Raw genomic sequence first — 21,829 nt, 5'->3', positions numbered from 1 at the left:
TGCCATTCATCGCTGACTTCCCAAGAACTCCCGGTACAGCCGAGCGGTACTTCCCGGTTGTTCAACCATCGGCATGTGCCCGACGTTGTCCCACACTTCCACGCGCAGATTGGCGATGCCCTTGCTCCACACCGGCACGCTGCTGACATCGATCAGCCGATCCTTGCGTCCCCACAGCAGCAGCGCCGGGCATTTGATGTCGGCCAGTTTTGGCTCCATCGGCGGACTGGCGCGGAAGTCGCGGAAGATCTCTTCCAGCTCGTCACGCTGCTGTTCATAGCGCTGGGCGATGGCGTCCAGCACCAGTCCCGGCACCCACGGCGGCGAAGCCATGGTCATCGCGTAGAAGTTGCGGAATTCTTCCCGCGAATTGATCAGGAACGGGTTATGCCCACGGGCCAGATGACGTTCCATGTCGCTCATCTCCGGCGCGGTGACACCGGCCGGGTCGATCAACGCCACCGAGGCGATCCGGTCTGGATAAGTCGCCGCCAGCCACGCGGCGATGTAGCCGCCCATCGAGTTGCCGATCACATGCACTTTCTCTACGCCGCAGACGTCGAGCAACTGGATCATGCGCTTGGCCTGCAACGGGATGTCGTAACCGCCGCCGGCCTTGAAGCCGGTTTCACCGTGGCCAGCGAGGTCGGGGATGATCACCCGGTATTGGCCGACAAAGTGCCGGGCGCAGCGTAGCCAGATATTTTTTTCGGCGCTGTAGCCGTGCAGCATCAGGATCGCGCTGGCGGCTTCGTAGGGGCCGCCCTGCCAGGTCGAGACGCTCATTTCAGCGATTGGCACCTCGATTTTGTGCAGGCGATACAACTTGGCCTCGATAGCCATGCTCAGGTCATACAGCCAATGACCGACCGCCGGATAACTCAACCAGCTCCAAGCCACGAAAACCGCGAGGGCGACAAACAGCACAAGCATCGACGTCTTCCTTTTACGTGTTCAGGACAGAATGTGGTCGGCCGGTTTCAGCGCCCGGGTCAACCGGTAATAGCTGAAACTGAACCCCGGAAACATCGCGATCACATGACCGCTCTTGCTCTGATACCAACTGTGGCAGCCGCCGGACTTCCAGACCGTGCGCTCCATCTCCCGGTGGATCATTTCAGTGTAGGTACGTTCCGCTTCGGGCCGCACTTCGATGCTGCGCAGGCCTTTGGCGTGCAGGGTGCGGATGCAGTCGAGGATGTAGTTCATCTGCGATTCGATGATGAACAGCGCCGAAGTATGGCCGATCCCGGTGTTGGGGCCGGTGACGATAAACAGGTTGGGAAAGTCCGGCAGACTGGTGCCCAGATAGGCGCGCGGGTATTGCGCCCAGACGTCCTTGAGCTGCACGGCGTGCTTGCCGCTGACCGGATAGGAAATCACCCCGTCGGTAGCGTCGTAGCCGGTCGACCAGACGATTAGGTCTGCATCGATGTGCTGACCGTCCGTGGTGACGATGCCGGTTTCGTCGAGCGCGGCGATGCCTTGTTCGCGAGTGTGCAAGGTCACGTTGGCGCGGGTCAGCGCCGGGTAATAAGTGCTGGAAAGCAGGATGCGTTTGCAGCCGATGGTGAAATCCGGGGTCAGTTTTTCGCGCAACACCGGGTCCGGCACCTGGCGCTTGAGAAAGCGCAGGGCTTGTTGCTGCACCAGATGAATCGCTGGTTTTGAGTATTTGAAGGCGATCACCCGGGTTTCGAATTGCCAGTAGATCAGCCAGCGCAGCAACTTATAGGCGGGTTTCAAACCCAGCAGCCAGCGTTGAAAACGGCCGAAGGTGCGATCGGCGCGGGGCAGCACCCAATGCGCTGTGCGCTGGAACACATGCAGTTGTTCGACATGCGGCGCAATGGCCGGAATCACCTGCGCCGCACTCGCGCCGCTGCCGACGATGGCCACGCGTTTACCGCGGTAGTCGTAGCTGTGATCCCAATTGTTTGTGTGAAAAGTCTTGCCTTGAAAGCGTTCCTGTCCGGGGAATTGCGGGATTACCGGTTGGCTTAATGGCCCGGTGGCGTTGATCAGGAACTGCGCGTGAAAGATGCCCTTGGCGCCCGTGTGCACGACCCAGTGCTTTTGCGCGTCATCCCACTCGACACGCTCGACATTGGCTTGCAGTTCGACGCGCTCGCGCAGGCCAAACTTGTCGATCACGTATTCGGTGTATTGATGGAGTTGCGCCTGTTCGGCAAACATCTGCGACCACGGGTAGGGCGCGAATGACAGCGAATAGAGTGGCGAGGGGACGTCAACCGCCGCGCCGGGATAGGTGTTCTGGCACCAGGTGCCACCGAAGAAATCCCGTCGCTCCAGCAAGCGAAAGTCATTGATACCGGCCTTGAGCAAGTTGACCGCCGCGCACTGGCCACCAAAACCGCTGCCGATGATCAACACCTGGTAGGTCTGCATGGGCCTCCTTCTTATAGTCGTTATTCCGTTTTCCTCCTTTCATGTATAGCTAAAAATTCGCACTGTGCGCGGCTGCGATGGCGCGGTATTCACGCTGCTGGCCGGTGATGGCTATTTAACGGCGCCCTGATAGACTCCCATCACATCCGTCTGACACTGTGCGCGGGTTCCGTTGAGTGTTCGAGGCCCTTATGGGAAACACGGGGGGAAAAGGACTTTCATTGGCAAGGAGGCTTTATACGTCGCGAGCCCTCGGGTTGGTCCTGGGGCTGGTGTGCGTCAGTGTGGCCATGTACCCGCTCGATCCGGCGCCGTGGGTCTGGGGTTTGATGCTGTTCAACGGTCTGGTCTGGCCGCATCTGGGTTATCAATGGGCACGCCGTGCGCGAGTGCCCTATCACGCCGAATATCGAAATCTGCTGGTCGATGCTTTCATGGGCGGCTTCTGGGTCGCCGCCATGCATTTCAATCCGCTGCCCAGTGCCACGACCATTTCGATGATGGCGATGAACAACGTCGCCATCGGCGGTTTGCGCTTTCTCGCGGCGGGGCTGGCGGTGCAGCTCCTAGGGGTCGGCGTCGGTCTGGTGGTATTTGCGCCCGCGCTGGTCATGCAAACATCGCCGGCGCAACTGTATGCCTGCCTGCCGCTGTTGATGCTGTATCCGCTGGCACTGGGCTGGATCTGCTTTCGTCAGGCTTACACCCTCGGGCGACAGAAGCGTGAATTGCTGGCGCTGAGTCGCACCGACAGCCTCACCGGTCTGCTCAACCACGGCGCCTGGAAAGATCAGCTGGATGTCGCCTTCCAACGCTGCAGACTCCAGCAGCAGGGTGCCGCGATTGCGCTGATCGACATCGACCATTTCAAAGCGATCAACGACACCTACGGCCACGTCGCTGGCGATATCGTGCTGCGTCAGTTGAGCAAAATGCTCAAACAGAACCTGCGGGCTGCCGATGTGGCGGGGCGTTATGGCGGTGACGAGTTCTGCGTGATCCTCCCGGATTTGCCGCTGTTCAATGCGGCGCAGGCGATGGAGTCGCTGCGCGAACGGTTTTCCACTCTGGGTTATGAGCAGAGCCCGGCGCTGACGGTCAGTCTGAGCATTGGCCTGGCGGCATACGATCCGGCCCATAGCGATGCGACCCGCTGGCTCAATGATGCCGATCAGGCACTTTACGAAGCCAAGACCGGTGGGCGTAACCGGGTGATCTGCAACAGCGATCGCCCGCATCACGAGCTGCTCGACTCGGTCTGAGCGCGCACAAAATCTCCCCTGTAGGAGTGAGCCTGCTCGCGATAGCCATCTGTCTGCCACCATTTTTGGTGACTGACACACCGCTATCGCGAGCAGGCTCACTCCTACAAGGGTTTGTGTTGTTGATTAGGTTTGTGTCGCATCCGGCATAGAGCCTTGCGTCGAAGTCGGGTACGGTTTCAGTCCCCCGACACGAAACAAGGATCGATTCATGACGTTCCATCTCCCGCGTACTCTGCTCGCCGCCAGCCTCGGCCTGACCCTCGCTTTCTCCGCCTCCAGCGCCTTCGCCGAACCGCACAAACAAGTGCTCGCCGATGCCGAGCAGTACAAACCCGAAGCCCTGAAGCTGCTGGAACGATTGGTCAATATCGACTCTGGTTCCGGTTATGAACCGGGGCTCAAACAAGTCAGTGACATCGCCATCGACGAACTGAAAAAACTTGGCGCGACCATCGAGCTGGTACCCAACACCCCGGAAAAATCCAACCATGTGCTGGCGACTTTTAAAGGCACCGGCAAGGCAAAAATCCTGCTGATGGCGCACATGGACACGGTGTTCAAGGAAGGCTCCGCTGCTGAACGACCATTTCATATCAAGGATGGCCGTGCCTACGGGCCGGGCGTGATGGACGACAAGGGCGGCATCGTCGCCGGCATCTATGCGCTGAATGTCCTGAAGAACCTCGACTTCAAGGACTACGCACAAATCACCTTCCTGCTGGATGCCAGCGAAGAAACCGGCTCGGATGTCGCCACCGACCTGATCAAGAAAACCGCGAAACTCCACGACGTGACCCTCAATCTCGAACCGGGTCGTCCGGCTGATGGTTTGGTGGTGTGGCGCAAGGGCAGTGCCACGGCGCTGGTCGAAGTCAAAGGCAAAGCGGCCCATGCCGGGGTCGCCCCGGAACTGGGGCGCAACGCGGCAATGGAAGTCGCGCACCAGATTCTGCAGTTGGGCAAACTCGGTGATGAAGAAAAGAAAACCACGATCAATTTCACCGTGCTCAAGGCCGGTGATCGCACCAACGTGATCCCGGATCAGGCAACGGCCAAGGCTGATGTGCGGGCAGCAGTGCCGGAAGAGTTCGACCGGATCGAAAAGGATCTGGCGCGGGTATCGCAGGACAAGCTGATTCCTGACACAGAAGTGAAAACCACCTTGCAACGCGGTCTTCCGCCGATGCCGCAAACGGCTGAGTCGGATCGATTGATGGCGATGGCGCAGGGGATCTACGGCGAAATCGGCCGCAAGTTGACCGAAGAGGGCAGTGGTGGGGCGGCGGATGCGAGTTTGTCGGCCGGGGTGGGAACGCCGACGCTAGATGGCTTCGGGATTGTCGGCGGTAATATTCATACGCCGGAGGAATACGCGGAGGTTGAGAGCGTCGCCCCACGAATTTATCTGCTGTCGCGGATGATCATGGAGTTGTCAGGCAAGTAATTACAACGTCTGAAGGCGGCAGACCTTTGCAGTCCGCCGCCTGTGATGCTCTGGTTGTGAACAACTCAGCCTTGTTGTGGCACGTTCCAGAATTGTTTGATTTCGTGAATATTACCCACGTTGTAACGCGGCATGAAGCCATGGCATGGAGCCGCCGAACTCGTCTTCACGGGGGTGTTGATGACGTTGATACCAGCGTGAAGCAGCGGAGTTTGGTTCCAGTTATCGGATTGCTTGTTCATACAGATTTCCTTTCTGATTGAATGGACAGCGAATGCTGTCCATGTTTTAGCCGGGACAGCAGGCTTTCAAAGAGCGCTGTCTCCTGTCGGGCGATGCCGGGATAAGTCGGCACCAGGTTGTCGTCGAAGCACCAGGCTTCTTCGGTTTTGGTCTCCTGCCGAGGGTGAATAAGCAAACTCAGCGAGGCGGACATGGTTTCAGGTGGGAGCTGTTTGTGTACTTCTCGTAGTGGAAGCATGTGTAGCACCTCACCTGGAATAAGTTTAAGTACTCGTTCTTCGCCGAGTTCAGGCTTTGTTCCTGCTTGCAGTGGATTTTGATCCAGTATTTGTCGCGAGACGGTGGTGTAGCCGTCACCGCTGTATCCCACGCAATAGAGTTCAAAATCATGACTGTGACTCAGGTCATATATGAAAGTCTCGCGCTCATCCTGTGATGTGACCGGCGACCAGAAACCCAAGCGCACGGTAAACAAATCATTCGAGTGCAGGACAAAGGCATAAGCACCGTAGAGTGTGTTTTTAGTGCTGAAACCGTCCTGTTGAATGGTGGTGTAAAGGTGCTCGCTCAATAAAGTTCGATTTTTAGCCAGTTGCCGCAAATCTTCGGTGATCTTTGATTTGTCACGCTGCAAGTCGTAGGACGTCATGCGCTCAATAAAGGTCTGCAGTTTCATGCCGCCTCACACTGGTCGAGCAAATAATTCAGGCGATTGCTTTGCAGATTTCTCAACAGCGGTATGCAATTCATTGCAGCTTGTAGATCCACTCTCCTGAGCACTTGAAAGGCTTTCCAGGCGACAGCGGGGTGATAATGATAAATCAACTCTTCAGCCACTTTGCAAACCCCGGGGTCTTGTGCGGATTCAAGTAACTCAAGACTCACCAGGTAGCGTGCGGCGCTATCGTCATGAGGGAACCAAGCGATTTTTCGCAATGAATTGCGGTCGAATACTCCAATGTCGGCGCTTCTGTCTGGCAGATTGATGCTGCCAATAAATGCCGGGTGTCCGTTTCCATGCGGATTGCTGTCGAACAGGGCCTTTGTGCCGTCGATGAACAGAGGATTATCAGCATCGACGATGACTCGCTCTGCGCACGTCAGATACTCATCTTCGAGTGTGTACAGTTGAATGGAAAACGACTCTGCGTTGATTGCAAACAAAACACTGTTGCCGGGTACCGAATAGAGCAGCTCTGCTGGCTGTGCGTTGTCGGGCGCCTTGAGGCTGATGTTTCCAACTTCGTTGTGATGTAGCGTTAGTGTTCCTGTGTGGGTGTTTGTTGCTCTCATGATTACAGCGCTTTGAGATGAGTTCAAAGTGTCTGTTGTTTGTTTGAGTAGCTCATCTGCCAGTTTTTTTACTTCGCGCCCCATATTCATTGTCTTGATGCGGGTGATTAGCTGTGCAGGCGTCAAGTTGTGGTCGAGTAGGGTGTTTATCATGTGGGTCGCTTTGTTGTTATGTTTAAAATTTGGTGGGTGTTTAATGGTTTTGGATTATAGAGAGTCGATGTTTAATAACAACTCTGAAGTTGTTATTAGATGTTGGTGTTTGTGTTTTTATGTGTGTTATGTGGCTGCGGTCGATTGCGATTCGGCCCGGTGTTCTTGGCAGTTCGGCCGGTGACATTGCGTCTGCCGGCCGTTTAGAAAATTGCCAGAGGAATTAAAGTTTTAGAAAAACTATTCCTTCACACTCATATATTCCTTCGCCCAGAGAATGTATTCCTCAGGCTGGGTATAGGTGTGCGTCAGTTCGGTCGCGCTCAGGTCCGATGCCTGAGTGAAGATCTGCCGCTGCTCGCGCAGGCTGTCGTACGTCGCCTTGATCGCGGCAAAGTAGGCGCCGTGGCCATCGATGGTCACGCGCACGCCGAGTTCTGCCAGACGCTTGTCGTCGCGCAGTGCCGGGTTGCCGTAGGTGACCAGCATCAGCGGCACAGTCAGGTGTTCGGCGATCTGTTCGAGGTGGTTGAAGTCTTGTACCCCGACCATGCAGATGCCATCGGCACCGGCCTGTTGATATTGCTTGGTGCGGCTGATGATTTCCTGCACGGGCAGGATGCCGGCGTTGGTACGGGCGATGATCGCCATTTCCGTATCGACCCGGGCTTCGAGTGCTGCGCGGATCTTGCCGACGCCTTCAGCGACGGTGATCAAGTCCGTGGACTTACGACCAAATTGTGCCGGCAGCAGCGTATCTTCGATGGTCAGCGCGGCGACACCGGCGCGCTCCAGTTCGACGATGGTGCGCATCACATTGAGCGCGTTGCCGTAGCCGTGGTCGGCATCGGCAATGAACGGCAACTGGGCGACGCGGCCAATGCGCGTAGCCTGCTCGGCGAATTCGCTAAGGGTGATCAAGGCAAAGTCGGGTGCGCCGAGTACCTGCAACGAGGCTACCGAGCCACCGAGAATCCCTACTTCAAAACCCAGGTCAGCGGCGATGCGCGCGGACATCGGGTCGAACACCGAGGCCGTGTGGTAGCAGGTGTCGGATGCCAGCAGTTGACGGAAGTTACGGCGCAAATCTTGATGGGAAAGCCTGGTCATACGAGTTCCACCAATACAAAGGAATGGAAAGGCTTGAGCAAATGTGTCAACGCCGAAGAATGAAAAGGCTATCACGCGAATGGGTCAAGGATCATGACGAATTTTCTGACGGTGCCAACTGGAGGAGGCTGGAATCCTCCCTGTGGCGAGAGAGCGGCGGTTTAGGCCGCCACGGCATGCTGTTGCTGATTGGGCAACAACACCGCCCGCACCGAATTGCCCGGTTGCAGTTGCAAGCGCTTGGCGGTCAGGCGGTCGACCACCAGGCTGTTGCCTACCCGGCGGGCCGGCGCCACGGTGATGCGGCAGTTTTCCAGACGACGGTTATGGATCAGCCAAAGCGGCGCCTGATCGTCCGGGGTGCCGAGGCTCAGGGTCAGCGCCAGGCTGTCACGTACAGTGCGGATGTTCGGAATCGACGCTTCGATCACCGGACCTCCGTCGAAGATATCGATATAGCCCTTATGTACAAAGCCCTCGTCGCGGAGGATTTTCAGCGCCGGCTCGGTATTGGGGTGCGGTTGCCCGATCACCGCTTGCGCCTGTTCGGTCAGCATGCAGGTATACAGCGGTTGGCGCGGCATCAGTTCGGCGATGAAAGACTTGTTGCCCAGTCCGGACAAGTGATCGGCGTGGCTGAAATCCATCTTGAAGAAGTGCCGGCCCAGACTGTCCCAGAACGGTGAACAGCCTTGCTCGTCGGCACTGCCACGCAATTCGGCGATCATCCGGTCGCCGAACAGTTGCGGGAACTCGGCGACGAACAGCAAGCGCCCGAGCGACAGCAGTCGGCCATTGCTGCCATGTCGTTGATCCGGGTGCAGGAACAATGAGCAAAGCTCGGATTGTCCGGTGAGTTCATTATTCAGAAAAAGCGTCGGAATTTGCCGTGAAATGCCGAGATCCGGCGCCGAACTGACGGTCAGTCCGACCCGATAGTTGTACCACGGCTCACGCAGCCCGACGGCCCCGGACATGGCGCTGACACCCACCACACGCAGGTCATCGTCTTCGAGCACAAACAGGTAGTCGGCGTCGGCGCGTTCGATCTGTTCGGAAAAGGCCCGTTGCGCCCAGCGCACCCGATGGGCGAGGCGATCTTCGTTGGCCGGCAGGGTGGTGAACCCGGGGCCGGCCTGTTGTACAAGATTGATCAACGCTGACAGATCGCTGACTTTGACCGGACGAACGATCATCGGGTAACTCCTTCGGCACGGTTCACAGAGCAATCAGCCGAATCGGGCTGCCCGCAGTCACGTTCAGCGCCACGCACATGGACGGGGTGAGGGTCAGCGGTTGTCCGGGTTGGTAATCGAGTTCGGCGATGATCGCGCGGAAACCCTGCAATTCGTCATTGCTCAACAAATAGCGGCCTCGGGCATCGATCAACGTGCGCTGCTGAGCGACCGCCATCTGGCTCTGGGCAATCGAGCGGATATTGGCGGTGCGTGCATACAAGGTCGGGCCTGCGTCGAACAGGTCGATGTAGCTGTTGGTTTCAAAGCCTTCACGTTCGAGGATATCGAACGCTTCCTGGCCGTCCGGGTGGATGCGGCCAATACAGTCTTGAGCTGACTGAGGCAGCATCGGTACGTAAATCGGGTATTGCGGCATCAGTTCAGCCAGAAACGTGCGGCTTTGCAGACCGCACAGGCGCTCGGCTTCAGCATAGGGCAGGTCGAAGAAGTGCTTGCCCAGCGCCTCCCAGAAGGGGGAGTGGCCGTTGTCGTCGCTGTAACCGACGATTTCGGTGATCACCGCATCGGAAAAACGCTGCGCGTGGGCGGCGATGAACAGCAGGCGCGCCCGTGAGAGCAATTCGGCAAACGGGGTTCGTGTCAGTGCGGCGTCGATGTGAAACCCGCGCAACAGCGTGTGGCCGCTGAGGTCATGACACAACGACAGCGCCGGCACGCCGTGTTCGATGTTCAGCTCGCGCGAGGCACTGGTGAAGTGCCGGTTGCGCAAGCTGTAGAACGGTTCTTTGTAGCCGGCGGTGGCGAGGATTTCCGAGCAGCCGAGCAGTTGCTGTTGCTCGGTGTCTTCGAGCACGAAGAAGTAATTCTCCGGACCCTGGGCCTGCGCCGGGTTGGCGAATGATTCACAGGAGGCGGCAATTTTTGCGCGCAGGTGCTCGCTGTCGTCCGGCAGGGATGTCACTCCCACCAGGCTGTCGCGGGCCAGTTGCTGCAACTGAGGCAGGTCGGTTAGCTCGACTGGGCGTAAGACCAGCATGGATGCACTCCTGTATCAAAGGGTTCGGCGAATCCGCCGAACCTGACTATCACTGTCTGGTTCCACGCTTTAAAGCGGCGGTCGCCTGATTTGTTGTCAGACGCCGCCCTTTTTCTTGTCAGCCATTGCTCGGGTCAGGCAGCGCGGTACTGGCGCCGAGCTTGTTCAGGAAGAACAGGTACACCAGGCCCAGCGCTATCCAGATCAGGCCGAGTTTCTGTGCATCGACGCCCATGTTGTACATGATGGCCGCGACGATGATGAAGCCGATCACCGGGCAGATCAGGTGACGGATCACCTGGCCGGACTTCTGCCGACGCCAGTAGTAGTTGATGACTGTCAGGTGCAGCAGCATGAAACCGCTGAGCGCGCCGAAGTTGACCAGCGAAGTCAGGGTGTCGACCGAGTCGATGAACAGGTAGCAGATCACCAGCGACAGCACGGCTACCAGATAAATGCTCAGGTAAGGCGTGTTGTGTTTCGGGTGCACCTTGGCCAGTACTTTCGGTAGCTTGCCGTCACGGGCCATGCCGAACAGCAGGCGCGAAACAGCGGCTTGCGAGGTGATCGCTACAGCCACGCCCCAGGCCAGTGCAGTAGCGACTGCGGTCAGCGTTGCCAGCCAGCTGCCGCCAGCGATTTCGGCAATTTCATAGAACGCGGTATCCGCCGACTTAAAGCCCAGGCCTGCCGCCAGATCGGTAGCGATCCAGGTCTGCACGACAAAAATCACGCCCATCACCACCAGGGTGATCAGCGCCGCTTTGCCGACGCTGCGGCCCGGGTCGCCCTTGATCTCTTCGGCAAGGGTCGAAATCGCATCGAAGCCGAGGAACGACAACACCGCAATCGACACCGCTTGCATCAGCAGAGCGAAGTTGAAAGTTTCCGGGTGATACAGCGGCGCCAGGGTCAGTTCGCCGTTACCGCCGCCGTTGTGCAGGGCAGTCCAGGCGTAGAACAGGAAGATCCCCAGCACCACCAGTTGCGCCAGCAGGAAGACGATGTTCATCCGTGCGGTGAAGGTGATGCCGCGCAGGTTGACGAAGGTTGCGCTGACCAAAAACGCCAGGATGAATCCGACTTTCGGAATGTCCGGGTACAAGTGGTTGAGCGCCATCGCCGCATAGACGTAGAGCAGCGGTGGAATCAGCAGGTAGTCGAGCAACATCAGCCAGCCGGCGATGAAACCAACGTGTTGATTCAAGCCCCGCTGCGCGTAGGAATACACCGAACCTGCTATCGGAAAAGCCTTGGCCATGCTGCCGTAGCTCAACGCGGTGAACAACATCGCCACCATGCCGATAATGTACGCCAGCGGCACCATTCCCGGTGCCTCGGCATTGACGTAGCCATACACGCCGAACGGTGCGATGGGGATCATGAAGATCATCCCGTACACCACCAGATCGGTGAGCGTGAGGCTACGTTTCAACTCTTGCTTGTAGCCGAACTCTTCAATTTCCATGAAGCGCAACTCCTTGTCAGCCTGTCCATCGTTTTAGTTGTTATGTCGGTCCATCGTTTACAGCGTCAGCAATCGTCAAAGCATTTTTCAGAGCAGTGGTTAAAGCAGCGGCGCGAGACGCTCGGCCCAGCGCGATACCGCGTCGGGGCTGCGCAGCAGATCATTGCGCACCTCGATCAGTACCGACTCCAGACCCCGGGCATCGCCATGCACCGGCACGGTCATGTCGCCCAGTGGGTCAATCTTGTATGGCTGGTTTCCTGCTGCGTTCAGCGAATGCTCGCCGAGACCGTCGAGCAGGCGTTGAGCATAATCTTTGGACTGGCCGAATAACACGCCAATTTCCAGGGTGCGCGGCTGGCCGTAATACACCGGGGTGAAACTGTGAATCCCCACCACACGCACCGGCAGGCCTTGGGCAATTCGCTCATCGATGAGCATCTGCAAGCGAGTGTGAAACGGTTTGAACAAACTTTGGCGACGGTATTCGCGAGTGGCTTCGTCCAGCTCGCGATTGCCTGGCACCTGATAAATCTCGCTCTGCGGCGGAATGCTGTCAGGGGCATGCCGAGGGCGATTGAGGTCGATCAGCAGGCGCGAGTAGTTGGCACTCAACAATGTTGCGCCAAGTTTCACGGACAACTGTTCAGCCAGCTCCAACGCACCGATGTCCCAGGCAATATGCTCGCGGGCGGCGGCATCATCGAGGCCCAGATTATTCAGGGCTTCGGGGATGTAACGGCTGGCGTGCTCGCACACCAGAATCACTGGGTGCGTCGAGTCTGCCCGGCTCAAGTTGTAGACCGGTCGGGTGTACAACCCAAGCTCGGCGGATTCAGTACAGGCGTGCATAGTGCTCACAAAGGTCGGCGGGCGAGAGCTGTTCCGTCAGCGCCAGTTCCTCGGTTTTAAGGGCGTAGTAAGTGTCGAGCAACGCACTCGGCAGCGCTTCATTCAGCGCAGCGCTGCGGCGCAGGCAATCCAGTGCCTGGGCCAGCGAGGCGGGCAGGGCAACGATGCCCCGGTCCTTGCGTTGCTCGTTGTTGAGTGAATCGGGAATTTCATCGGTAATTGCATTCAGCGCCAGACGCTGTTCGATCCCCAGTCGTCCGGCGATCAACAGCGCGGCCATCGCCAGGTGCGGCGAGGCGGTGGCATCCATGGCGCGGAATTCCAGGTTGTACTGTGCGGCCACGGACTTGCCGCCCAGGGTCACCGTCGGGCAGATGCGCAGCGCTGCCTCACGGTTTTGTTGCCCTAGGCAGGCGTAGGACGCGCTCCAGTGATGCGGCTGCAAGCGTTCGTACGAAACCGGCGTCGGCGCGGTGAACGCACACAACGCTGGCAAATAATGCAGGACGCCCGCCGCCCAATGCTGGCCGAGGCTCGACAGGCCATTGCTGGTGCCGGCGTCATACAGCATCGGTTGACCAGCCAGATCCAGCAGGCTGACATGCAGGTGCACGCCGTTGCACACCGCATCCGCTGCAGTTTTCGGCGCGAAACTCAGGTCGAGTCCCATCTGGCGGGCAATTTCACGGGTGATCTCACGCACGTTTACCGCACGATCCGCCGCTGCCACGCCCAGTGTCGGGCGGCAGGTGATTTCGTATTGGTGTTTGCCGTATTCCGGCAGGAACATCTCCGGCTCGACGCCGCCAGCGCGCAGGGCGCTGAGCAGCCAGCCACCAAAACTTGCGCCCTGACGCTGGGCTTCCAGCGAAAATGCCAAGTGCTCGGCAAACCCGGCGTGCAGGTTGAATTCGTGTTCGAACGCGGCGTTGACCTGCAAGCCCAGCTCATCGCGATAACGCTCGACTTCATCGCTCAACAACGTACGCGGGCAAGCGCCCCATGCTCGACCATCGGTCTCGCGGATGTCGCCGTGAATGAAGTCCAGCGCCGGTGCTTCGGCATCCGGGCCATTACTGACGGTCACGCGACTCGCGAGATCGGGGATCAGGCGTAAATCACCATAGGCGCCCCACGGGTTGGTCGAGGCGATGACGTCTTGTGGCGTAAGCGCACTGTTTGCCGGCACCCAGCCACAACCGGCGGCCAGATAATGCTCCAGCTCATCGGTCGGAAACGAGCGGCCACGGGTAATGCCGATCAGATCAGTGGTGACGATGGTGGTCATCGGCAGGGGCGTCAGGCGTTCGCTCATGGCCGCATCTCCTGCAATCGGCCAAGCACGGTCTGAGTGTCGGTGATCCAGCAGTAACCCTTGATCGCGTTCAGGCAGGCGTGATGCCGTTCAACGCTGTAAGTGGCGCAAGCGTCTTCCACCAACGTGACCAGATAACCCCGGTCGGCGGCGTCACGTACGGCCATGTCGACGCATTGATCGGTGACGATGCCGGCGATGATCAGGTGCCGCGTTTGCAGGTTGCGCAGTACATAGTCGATGTTGGTCGAGTTGAAGACCCCGGAGGATGTCTTCGGCAGAACGATTTCGTTTTCTACCGGCGTCAGGTCTTCAATGATCCGCGCCTGTTCGCTGCCCTTGGGCAGGTGCATGTCCGAAAGCTTGTGGTCCAGCGAGCGGTCGCGACCATCAGCCGTCAGGCTTTCAATAATCGTGTGCAGCACGTTCTGCCGCGCTTCGCGAAAAGCACTGAGCAACCGGCGTTGATTGGGCACCACCTGCATGTGGGCGCGGGTCAGGAAATACTCGGCATCCGGGCCGCTGAGGTGCGGGTCGAACTGCGGCTCTAACCAGGCGCGCTGCATGTCCACCAGCAACAGCGCGGTGTGATCGGTGACAAACGGCAAGTCCCGTGGCGAGCGGTGGGGAAGGCTGAACATCCTTATTTATCCTCCAGCAGGTGAGTCGAAAAATCGTTGCGCAGGGCGTCGATGCCTTCCAGGCGATCGGCCAGATCCGGGCTGCGCAGGGACATGCAGCCAATCAGCGCTTCGACCTGAGCCAGCGCCGGGACCATGGTGTCGAACGGAGAGGCCGACTCCACCGGGGCGCTGATGATCAGGTCGGCCATTTCGCGCAGCGGCGAGGCATAGATGTCAGTGAACAGCACCACCCGTGCGTTGTTTTTCTTGGCGGCGCTGGCAACGCGCAGGGCCTGGGTCTGATAGCGGCGATAGTCGAACAGCAAAACCACGTCCTGACGCTGCAGGTCGAACAGCCGATCCGGCAGTTGCGCGTTGTCTTCCAGTGCAAAGCAGCCGGGGCGCAGCAGGCGCAAATGATTGAGCAGATAGTTGGCCATCAGGCTGCTGAACCGACCGCCGAAGCAATAAACCTGATGTCGCACATCGAGTAGCCAGTCCACCAGAATCCGCACGTCTTCGGGTTGGGTCAGGGCCTGGGTTTCCAGCAGCCGGCGATGACTGTCGGCCAGGTAATGGCTCCAGGCGTCATCCTTGTTCAGGTGCGAGCGCGGTTGCAGCAAGGTGCTCGGCGAGCGCAGGCGATGGTCCATGTCACTGAGCAGCGCATCCTGAAATTCGGCGTAACCGCCAAAACCAAGCTTTTTCACCAGACGCACGATGGTCGGATCACTGACACCAGCATGCTCGGCAAGACGCGACATCGGACCCAGGCCATTGCGTGGATACTGATCAAGCAGGGCGCGAACAACTTTGCGCTCCGATGGCGTCAGGTCCAGGTCGGGGGCGGTGATCAGGTCTCTAAGAGGGGGCATCCGGGCTCCTGCTGGATGGGGGGGGTGTTGAATTCGTTTCATAATCCGTTAAAACAGTATTTATGTAACTGACACTACATGTCTAGTGAATTTTTAAACTCCGCAATCGAGTTTCAAAATAGTGCGAAAGGCGTGTGTAACAAGGGCTACACACTTGCCCGTCGGGCTTGTAGTCCTTTGCCCATAAGCGTGTCAGATATTGCCGTTCTTCAGCTATTGGGCAGCTTGCTTATCCTGCAACGAACTGCCCTCAACCGCCCGGTTTGCGGCACAATTGCCATCGAACTGGCTTCTAGCCACCGAGTTTATTGGCCTCTGATCGAGTGAAATGCCTGTGCAAGCCACCCGTTTGACCCTGATTTGTCATGCTCGAACCGTCGCACAGAAATTGGCGAGTTTTCCTACGAGCGAGCCTGTTGAAAATTTGCAGTTCGCGTCTGACATGCTGGCTGCACGATTCAGTTCCGCATCGCGTCTGGTATGTGGCCCTGAATTGCGCACCCAGCAGACCGCGCAATGGTTCGGGGCTCAGCCGCAAGTCGATCAAGCGTTGCGCGATTGCGATTGGGGCCGCTGGCACGGTCAGTCGATCAAGGATCTGCAATTGTCCGAACCCGACGCATTACAGGCCTGGATCAGCGATCCGCACGCGGCTCCCCATGGCGGTGAGTCGATGGCGCAATTGGGCGAGCGAGTACAGGCCTGGCTGCTCAGCCTGCAAGGAATACCGGGGCATGTCGTGGCAATCACTCATCCCTTCGTGATCCGTGCAGCATTGATACAGGTAACGCAGGGGGCCGCACCGAACGCTATCGATGTCGAACCGCTGTCAGCACTGGATTTGCGGTTCAACGGTATCTGGCGACTACGCTTGCCCGGTATCGACGTGGAAGGAGCTTGCTGATGAAGAAACTCATGGTGATCGGCATCGGCGCCGGCAATCCGGACTACATCACAATGCAGGCGGTGAAGGCCCTGAACCTGGTTGATGTGTTCTTTCTGATGGACAAAGGTCAGAGCAAAGACAAACTGATCGATCTGCGCCGCGACATCTGCGAGCGCTACATCACCGATCCTGCGTATCGCTTCGCCGAAGCCCACAGCCCGGAGCGCGAGCGCGGCGATGTGGACTACACCGCCAGCGTCGATGATCTGAACCGCGCCAAGCAACACACCTTCGAACGGCTGATCAATGACGAATTGGCTGACGGCCAGTGCGGCGGTTTTCTGGTGTGGGGCGACCCGGCGTTGTACGACAGCACGGTGCGTATTCTTCAGGAGATTCTCGCGTCCGGTCGCTGCGCCTTCGAGTTCGAGGTGATCCCCGGCATTACCAGCGTTCAGGCGTTGGCGGCGCAGCACAAGGTGCCGTTGAATACCATTGGCCGCTCGATTGAAATCACCACCGGCCGGCGATTGGCGGCGGGGCAGGTGAGTGATGCCGACAGTCTGGTGGTGATGCTTGATGCGGAAGATTCCTACCACCGGGTGGCCGATCAGGAAACTCAGATCTACTGGGGTGCCTATCTGGGCACGGCGGATGAGATTTTGATCAGCGGCAAGCTCAAGGATGTGGCGGACGAGATCGAGCGGGTGCGCAAGGCTGCGCGGCAGGAACATGGGTGGATTATGGATACTTATCTGCTGCGCAAGCCTTAGATCGTGGGTGTCTGGGCGGGCCTCATCGCGGGCAAGCCCGGCTCCCACAGGGTTCGGTGGTGATTGCGGAATTTGTGAACCACATTAATCCCTGTGGGAGCGGGCTTGCCCGCGAAGGCGTCCTGCCAGACACCTCAGGAAATCGCCCTGACCCCACGTCCAAACCGCTCGCGATACACCGACGGCGGCAACCCCACCACACTGCGAAACGCCACGCGAAAACTTTCCACCGAGCGATAGCCGCAACGCTGGGCAATCTGCTCGGTGTTCTGGTGAGTGCTTTCCAGCAGCTCACGAGCCCGGGCCAGACGTTGTTGCTGCAGCCATGCCTTGGGCGATTGGCCGCTGGCCTCGGTGAAACGCCGCAAGAACGTCCGCTCGCTCATCGCGGCTTCGCTAGCCAGATCGCGTACTTCCAGTGGTTCATGCAAACGTTCGCGAGCCCATTGCATCACCCGTGACAGATCGCTGCGCGGTGTCGGGCTGACCGGTGTCGGAATGAACTGCGCCTGACCGCCAGTGCGCTGCGGCGACATCACCAGTCGGCGTGCCACCGCATTGGCGACTTGGGTACCGAAGTCCCGCGCCACCAGATGCAGGCAGGCGTCGATGCCGGCAGCGCTGCCGGCCGAAGTAATCAACTGGCCGGAATCGACGTAAAGCACATCCGGATCAACCGCAATCGCCGGGAAGCGTTCGGCCAGTTCCGAAGCGTAGCGCCAGTGCGTAGTCGCGCCGTGGCCGTCGAGCAGGCCACTGGCCGCCAGCACAAACACCCCTGAACAAATCGATAACAGCCTCGCGCCTCGGTCGTGAGCGGCGCGCAGTGCAACGAGCAACGCCTGCGGCACCTCGGCCTGACGGTCGCGCCAACCGGGAATGATGATAGTGCGCGCTGCTGCCAACAGTTCCAGACCGCCGTCGGCCAGCACCTGAATCCCGCCCATGGCGCGCATTGGGCCTTGATCGACCGCCGCGATGCGGTGCTCGTACCAGGGGAAATCGAACTCTGGCCGGGCGAGGCCGAAGATCTCCACGGCGATGCCGAACTCGAAAGTGCAGAGGCCGTCGTAGGCCAGGATCACGACCAATCCAGGTGAATCAGGCATTTGGCGGAAAATTCCCGGTGAGTGTCTTGTGCGCCACTTTAGCGCTAACCGTTCGCCCGATAAAGTCTGTTCACACCCCTTCAGATGTAGGAGTAATACCCAATGACCAGTCTGGTTCGCGAAATTCCTGCCGCCCCCTCAGCCATTGCCCTGATGCATTTCAGTAATCGTCTGACCTTCGAAACCGATTGTTCCGACGTCTTCAGCAGCCAAGAGTCCGGGATGGTCGATTTTGTGCTGGTCGATGTGCGCGGTCCGTTGGCATTCGAGCGCGGACATGTGCCGGGTGCGATCAATATTCCGGGGCGACTGATGACTGCGGCAGGGCTGGCGGAGTATGCGAAAACCACATTGTTCGTGGTTTATTGCGCCGGGCCCCACTGCAACGGTGCAAACAAGGCTGCGGTGAAACTGGCGGCGCTGGGTTATCCAGTCAAAGAGATGATCGGCGGCGTGACCGGTTGGCTGGATGAAGGCTTTGCGCTGAACAACCCCCAAACCAGCCTGACCCCCGTCAACTGCGCCTGCTGACCTGGTCTTTTAAAGAGGATTTGTGTGCTGTTTGATGACTTGTCCTACAGCCCTTGCACCGTCGTGGCGCACGCGTTGATCACGGTCAATACGTGCGCCACTTTTCTGTAAGTATTTGTCGCTTCTGAATAATTTACCCTGTGCGAGCCGCCATAGACTGCCGGCCACTTCGGTATTTGCTTTCAAAAAGCCATGACCGAACGCTGAATCGAAAGCTGCCAATAAAAGCCTCCGCACACAGGAGTAATAAATGAAGAAGCTAGTGATGTTTGGTGCCCTGGCACTGTCGATGTTGTCCCTGACCGCTGTGGCCGAAGACGCCAAGCCGATCCGTATCGGGATCGAAGCCGGGTACCCGCCATTCTCGATGAAAACCCCTGACGGCAAACTCACCGGGTTTGACGTGGACATCGGCGATGCGCTCTGTGCACAGATGCAAGTCAAATGTACCTGGGTCGAGCAGGAATTCGATGGCCTGATCCCGGCACTCAAAGTGAAGAAGATCGACGCGATCCTGTCGTCGATGACCATCACTGATGACCGCAAGAAAAACGTCGATTTCACCATCAAGTACTACCACACCCCAGCGCGCTTCGTGATGAAGGAAGGCTCGGGTGTCAAAGACCCGCTGGTCGAACTCAAAGGCAAGAAAGTCGGCGTGCTGCGTGCCAGTACCCACGACCGTTTCGCCACCGAAGTTCTGGTTCCGGCCGGTATCCAGTTGGTGCGTTACGGCTCGCAACAGGAAGCCAACCTCGACATGACTTCCGGTCGTCTCGACGCCATGCTGGCCGACTCGGTCAACCTGAGCGACGGTTTCCTGAAAACCGACGCCGGTAAAGGTTTCGAGTTCGTCGGCCCGACCTACGAAGACGCCAAGTACTTCGGCGGCGGTGCTGGCATCGCTGTGCGCAAGGGCGATACCGAGCTGGCTGAGAAATTCAACAAAGCCATCACCGAAATCCGCGCCAATGGCGAGTACAAAAAAGTCCAGGACAAGTACTTCGACTTTGATGTGTACGGCCATTAATACGCCGTAGAAAAAAGTGGCCCCGCTGATGCGGAGGCCACTTTTTTTGTGCCCTAATTGTGATGAGAACCTTGTAGGAGTGAGCCTGCTCGCGATAGCTGTTGAACATTCAACGTTTTAGTTGACTGATACAACGCTATCGCGAGCAGGCTCACTCCTACAGGGGATCTCAGTGATCCATCATTCAGGAGTCTTCCCATGCAACGCATTGATCATCTTCTGCCCTGGAGTCATCTGGGCAGCGAACGCTCGCTCAGCGTGTTCCGTTACGGCGCCGGTCCGCGCAAGGTTTATATCCAGGCCAGCCTGCACGCCGATGAACTACCGGGCATGCGCACCGCGTGGGAACTGAAAAAACGCCTCGCCGAACTGGAGCAGCAAGGCCGTTTGCAAGGGGTGATCGAGCTGGTGCCGGTGGCCAACCCGATCGGGCTCGACCAGCATCTGCAAGGCAGCCACATGGGCCGTTTCGAACTGGGCAGTGGGCAGAATTTCAACCGTTCATTCGTCGAACTCAGTGCGCCAGTAGCAGCGTTGATCGGCGAGCGTCTGGGCGCTGATGCCGAAGCCAACATCGCGTTGATCCGCCAGACCATGGGCCAGGTGCTCGATGATCTGCCAGCGCCGGCCTCGCAACTGCAAGCGCTGCACCGGCTACTGCTGCGGCATGCCTGCGATGCCGACATCACCCTCGACCTGCACTGCGATTTCGACGCGGCAATTCACATTTACGCATTGCCGCAACACTGGTCGCGCTGGCAATCGCTGGCCGCCCGTTTACAGGCAGGCGTTGCGTTGCTGTGTGAAGACTCTGGCGGCAGCTCGTTTGACGAATCCTGTTCCTCGCCATGGCTGCGTCTGGCCCGGGCATTCCCGAGTGCAGCGATTCCGCCAGCCAACCTGGCAACGACTCTGGAACTGGGCAGCATGGGCGATACCAAGGTCGAGCAGGCTCAGGCCAATTGCGAGGCGATTCTGGGTTTCCTCGCCGAGCAGGGTTTCATCAGCGGTGAATGGCCAGCGGCGCCAGAGGAGTGCTGTGAAGGCATGCCGTTTGAAGGCACCGAGTATCTGTTCGCGCCACACCATGGCGTGGTGAGTTTTCTGCGCAATGCCGGTGAGTGGGTCGAGCGCGGTGATGCACTGTTTGAAGTGGTCGACCCGCTGAATGACCGGGTTAGTACTGTGCGCGCGGGCACCAGCGGTGTGCTGTTCGCCATCGACCGTGGGCGCTACACCCAGCCGGGTATCTGGCAGGCGAAGGTCGCCGGGCGGGAGCCGATCCGGGTGGGCAAGCTGATCAACGACTGACAAAACTTCGCAGGATTTGCCGGCCTCATCGCTGGCAAGCCAGCTCCCACATGGATTTGCTTCGACATAAATCCTGTGGGAGATGGCTTGCCAGCGATGGCGGCATTCGCAGCGCCACAATATTTGGATCTTTGTCATAGGCTGTTAGGCTCACTACCGAACCCTGCACCCAGTGAAGGAAGGCTTTATGTTGAAGGTGTTTGCTCTGTTGACCCTCTTGGCGTCCACCGCCGTCCATGCTCAAACCAATCTGCAAACCGATCTGCCGCTCAAGTACCTCGCACAGGTTCACCCGGATGCCGAGGCGCATCCGCTGGTGATTTTCCTGCATGGCTACGGCAGTAACGAAGCCGATCTGATCGGTATGAAATTTCAGTTGCCGGCGCAGTACAACTACCTTTCGGTGCAGGCACCGTTGGCGTTGGGCGAAGGACGTTACCAGTGGTTTCGCAAAAAAGGCGAAGGTGCCTACAACGGCGAGACCGATGATCTGAAAGACAGTGGCCAGAAGCTGCGGGACTTTATCGCGCAGGCGGCGAAGAAATATCACGCCGAGCCGAGCAAGGTGTACCTGATCGGTTTCAGCCAGGGCGCGATGATGACTTACGAGGTCGGACTGCGAGAGCCCGTGGTGGTCGGTGGTTTCGCCGCGTTGAGCGGGCGGGTGTTGCCGGTGCTCAAAGCAGAACTCAAATCACAGCAACAACCGCTGCCGGTGAGCATCTTCATCGGCCACGGCACTGCTGATGACCGCGTGCCTTACAAGGATGGCACTGCGGCCGACGAGCTGTTGAAAAAGCTCTCATACAAACCGCAGTTTCATGCCTATCCCGGCGTCGGCCACAGCATCAGCGCGGCCGAACTGCGGGATTTGAACGGCTGGTTGCAGCAACTCAATCCCTGA

Annotated in this window: 23 protein-coding genes; 8 read left to right on the top strand and 15 right to left on the bottom strand. The window is 58.5% G+C overall.

All coding sequences use genetic code 11. The features are described 5' to 3' along the window. Positions 1-6 precede the first annotated feature (6 nt). Entirely contained in the window at positions 7-933 is a 927-nt protein-coding gene (locus ACTWLJ_RS24900) for an alpha/beta fold hydrolase (protein WP_445178875.1), read from the bottom strand. A 21-nt stretch (positions 934-954) separates the two neighbouring features. After that, on the bottom strand, positions 955-2,409 hold the full coding sequence (locus tag ACTWLJ_RS24895; protein ID WP_445178874.1) for a flavin-containing monooxygenase: 1,455 nt from the start codon (positions 2,407-2,409) through the stop codon (positions 955-957). 191 nt (positions 2,410-2,600) lie between these two features. Here ACTWLJ_RS24895 and ACTWLJ_RS24890 point away from each other — a divergent pair, with 191 nt between their 5' ends. Together ACTWLJ_RS24890 and ACTWLJ_RS24885 are read left to right on the top strand one after the other, a co-directional pair. Then, the gene (locus ACTWLJ_RS24890; RefSeq protein ID WP_445178873.1) at positions 2,601-3,671 is read left to right on the top strand and encodes a diguanylate cyclase; all 1,071 of its coding nucleotides are present in this window, start codon (positions 2,601-2,603) and stop codon (positions 3,669-3,671) included. Between the two features lie 211 nt (positions 3,672-3,882). After that, positions 3,883-5,118, top strand: coding sequence for a M20/M25/M40 family metallo-hydrolase (locus tag ACTWLJ_RS24885; RefSeq protein ID WP_445178872.1), 1,236 nt, complete (start codon positions 3,883-3,885; stop codon positions 5,116-5,118). Positions 5,119-5,183: 65 nt separating this feature from the next. Here ACTWLJ_RS24885 and ACTWLJ_RS24880 read toward each other — a convergent pair whose 3' ends face one another. The 11 genes from ACTWLJ_RS24880 to ACTWLJ_RS24830 all read right to left on the bottom strand — a co-directional run bounded on the left by ACTWLJ_RS24880 (position 5,184) and on the right by ACTWLJ_RS24830 (position 15,285). Continuing rightward, complete coding sequence (locus tag ACTWLJ_RS24880; RefSeq protein WP_445178871.1) at positions 5,184-5,360, bottom strand: hypothetical protein; 177 nt, start codon at positions 5,358-5,360, stop codon at positions 5,184-5,186. Continuing rightward, positions 5,357-6,037 (bottom strand): transposase, encoded by a 681-nt coding sequence (locus ACTWLJ_RS24875; RefSeq protein ID WP_445178870.1) that lies wholly within the window; start codon positions 6,035-6,037, stop codon positions 5,357-5,359. Before ACTWLJ_RS24875 ends, ACTWLJ_RS24880 begins: the two co-directional genes overlap by 4 nt. Continuing rightward, positions 6,034-6,807, bottom strand: coding sequence for a hypothetical protein (locus ACTWLJ_RS24870; RefSeq protein ID WP_445178869.1), 774 nt, complete (start codon positions 6,805-6,807; stop codon positions 6,034-6,036). The genes ACTWLJ_RS24875 and ACTWLJ_RS24870 overlap by 4 nt, the downstream gene beginning before the upstream one ends. A gap of 240 nt (positions 6,808-7,047) precedes the next feature. After that, a complete protein-coding gene (locus ACTWLJ_RS24865) occupies positions 7,048-7,917 on the bottom strand; it encodes an isocitrate lyase/PEP mutase family protein (RefSeq protein WP_401209951.1) in 870 nt (289 codons plus the stop codon). 161 nt (positions 7,918-8,078) lie between these two features. Further along, the gene (gene astA, locus ACTWLJ_RS24860) at positions 8,079-9,113 is read right to left on the bottom strand and encodes an arginine N-succinyltransferase (RefSeq protein ID WP_445178868.1); all 1,035 of its coding nucleotides are present in this window, start codon (positions 9,111-9,113) and stop codon (positions 8,079-8,081) included. 22 nt (positions 9,114-9,135) lie between these two features. Then, a complete protein-coding gene (locus tag ACTWLJ_RS24855) occupies positions 9,136-10,152 on the bottom strand; it encodes an arginine N-succinyltransferase (protein WP_445178867.1) in 1,017 nt (338 codons plus the stop codon). 118 nt (positions 10,153-10,270) lie between these two features. Continuing rightward, positions 10,271-11,620 (bottom strand): APC family permease, encoded by a 1,350-nt coding sequence (locus ACTWLJ_RS24850; protein ID WP_445178866.1) that lies wholly within the window; start codon positions 11,618-11,620, stop codon positions 10,271-10,273. 99 nt (positions 11,621-11,719) lie between these two features. Further along, positions 11,720-12,472: an N-formylglutamate amidohydrolase gene (locus ACTWLJ_RS24845; protein ID WP_445178865.1), complete on the bottom strand. Its 753-nt coding sequence runs from the start codon at positions 12,470-12,472 to the stop codon at positions 11,720-11,722. Beyond that, positions 12,456-13,787, bottom strand: a complete 1,332-nt coding sequence (locus tag ACTWLJ_RS24840) for a glutamine synthetase (RefSeq protein WP_445178864.1) — start codon at positions 13,785-13,787, stop codon at positions 12,456-12,458. Before ACTWLJ_RS24840 ends, ACTWLJ_RS24845 begins: the two co-directional genes overlap by 17 nt. Further along, positions 13,784-14,428 (bottom strand): isochorismatase family cysteine hydrolase, encoded by a 645-nt coding sequence (locus ACTWLJ_RS24835; RefSeq protein ID WP_445178863.1) that lies wholly within the window; start codon positions 14,426-14,428, stop codon positions 13,784-13,786. Before ACTWLJ_RS24835 ends, ACTWLJ_RS24840 begins: the two co-directional genes overlap by 4 nt. Positions 14,429-14,430: 2 nt before the next feature. Beyond that, positions 14,431-15,285, bottom strand: a complete 855-nt coding sequence (locus ACTWLJ_RS24830) for a MurR/RpiR family transcriptional regulator (RefSeq protein WP_445178862.1) — start codon at positions 15,283-15,285, stop codon at positions 14,431-14,433. Positions 15,286-15,619: 334 nt separating this feature from the next. Here ACTWLJ_RS24830 and ACTWLJ_RS24825 point away from each other — a divergent pair, with 334 nt between their 5' ends. Together ACTWLJ_RS24825 and cobF are read left to right on the top strand one after the other, a co-directional pair. After that, a complete protein-coding gene (locus ACTWLJ_RS24825) occupies positions 15,620-16,189 on the top strand; it encodes a histidine phosphatase family protein (protein ID WP_445181412.1) in 570 nt (189 codons plus the stop codon). Continuing rightward, complete coding sequence (gene cobF, locus ACTWLJ_RS24820; RefSeq protein WP_445178861.1) at positions 16,189-16,944, top strand: precorrin-6A synthase (deacetylating); 756 nt, start codon at positions 16,189-16,191, stop codon at positions 16,942-16,944. Before ACTWLJ_RS24825 ends, cobF begins: the two co-directional genes overlap by 1 nt. A gap of 134 nt (positions 16,945-17,078) precedes the next feature. On the opposite strand, the gene ftrA is transcribed toward cobF, so the two are convergent. Further along, positions 17,079-18,053 (bottom strand): transcriptional regulator FtrA, encoded by a 975-nt coding sequence (gene ftrA / locus ACTWLJ_RS24815; protein ID WP_445178860.1) that lies wholly within the window; start codon positions 18,051-18,053, stop codon positions 17,079-17,081. 102 nt (positions 18,054-18,155) lie between these two features. On the opposite strand from ftrA, the gene ACTWLJ_RS24810 reads away from it, so the two are divergent. Beyond that, positions 18,156-18,584, top strand: coding sequence for a rhodanese-like domain-containing protein (locus ACTWLJ_RS24810; protein WP_445178859.1), 429 nt, complete (start codon positions 18,156-18,158; stop codon positions 18,582-18,584). A 9-nt stretch (positions 18,585-18,593) separates the two neighbouring features. Here ACTWLJ_RS24810 and ACTWLJ_RS24805 read toward each other — a convergent pair whose 3' ends face one another. Next, positions 18,594-18,806, bottom strand: a complete 213-nt coding sequence (locus ACTWLJ_RS24805) for a hypothetical protein (protein ID WP_445178858.1) — start codon at positions 18,804-18,806, stop codon at positions 18,594-18,596. Positions 18,807-18,834: 28 nt separating this feature from the next. Between ACTWLJ_RS24805 and ACTWLJ_RS24800 the strand changes: the two genes are divergently transcribed. From ACTWLJ_RS24800 to ACTWLJ_RS24790, 3 genes are all read left to right on the top strand, one after another. Continuing rightward, entirely contained in the window at positions 18,835-19,614 is a 780-nt protein-coding gene (locus ACTWLJ_RS24800) for an ABC transporter substrate-binding protein (RefSeq protein WP_445178857.1), read from the top strand. 198 nt (positions 19,615-19,812) lie between these two features. Further along, entirely contained in the window at positions 19,813-20,925 is a 1,113-nt protein-coding gene (locus ACTWLJ_RS24795; RefSeq protein ID WP_445178856.1) for a succinylglutamate desuccinylase/aspartoacylase family protein, read from the top strand. Positions 20,926-21,112: 187 nt separating this feature from the next. Then, complete coding sequence (locus ACTWLJ_RS24790) at positions 21,113-21,829, top strand: alpha/beta hydrolase (RefSeq protein ID WP_445178855.1); 717 nt, start codon at positions 21,113-21,115, stop codon at positions 21,827-21,829.

The organism is Pseudomonas sp. McL0111, from assembly GCF_052567255.1.
Note: the sequence above shows the minus strand (reverse complement) of the source record. Positions and strands in the feature narration are given on the sequence as shown.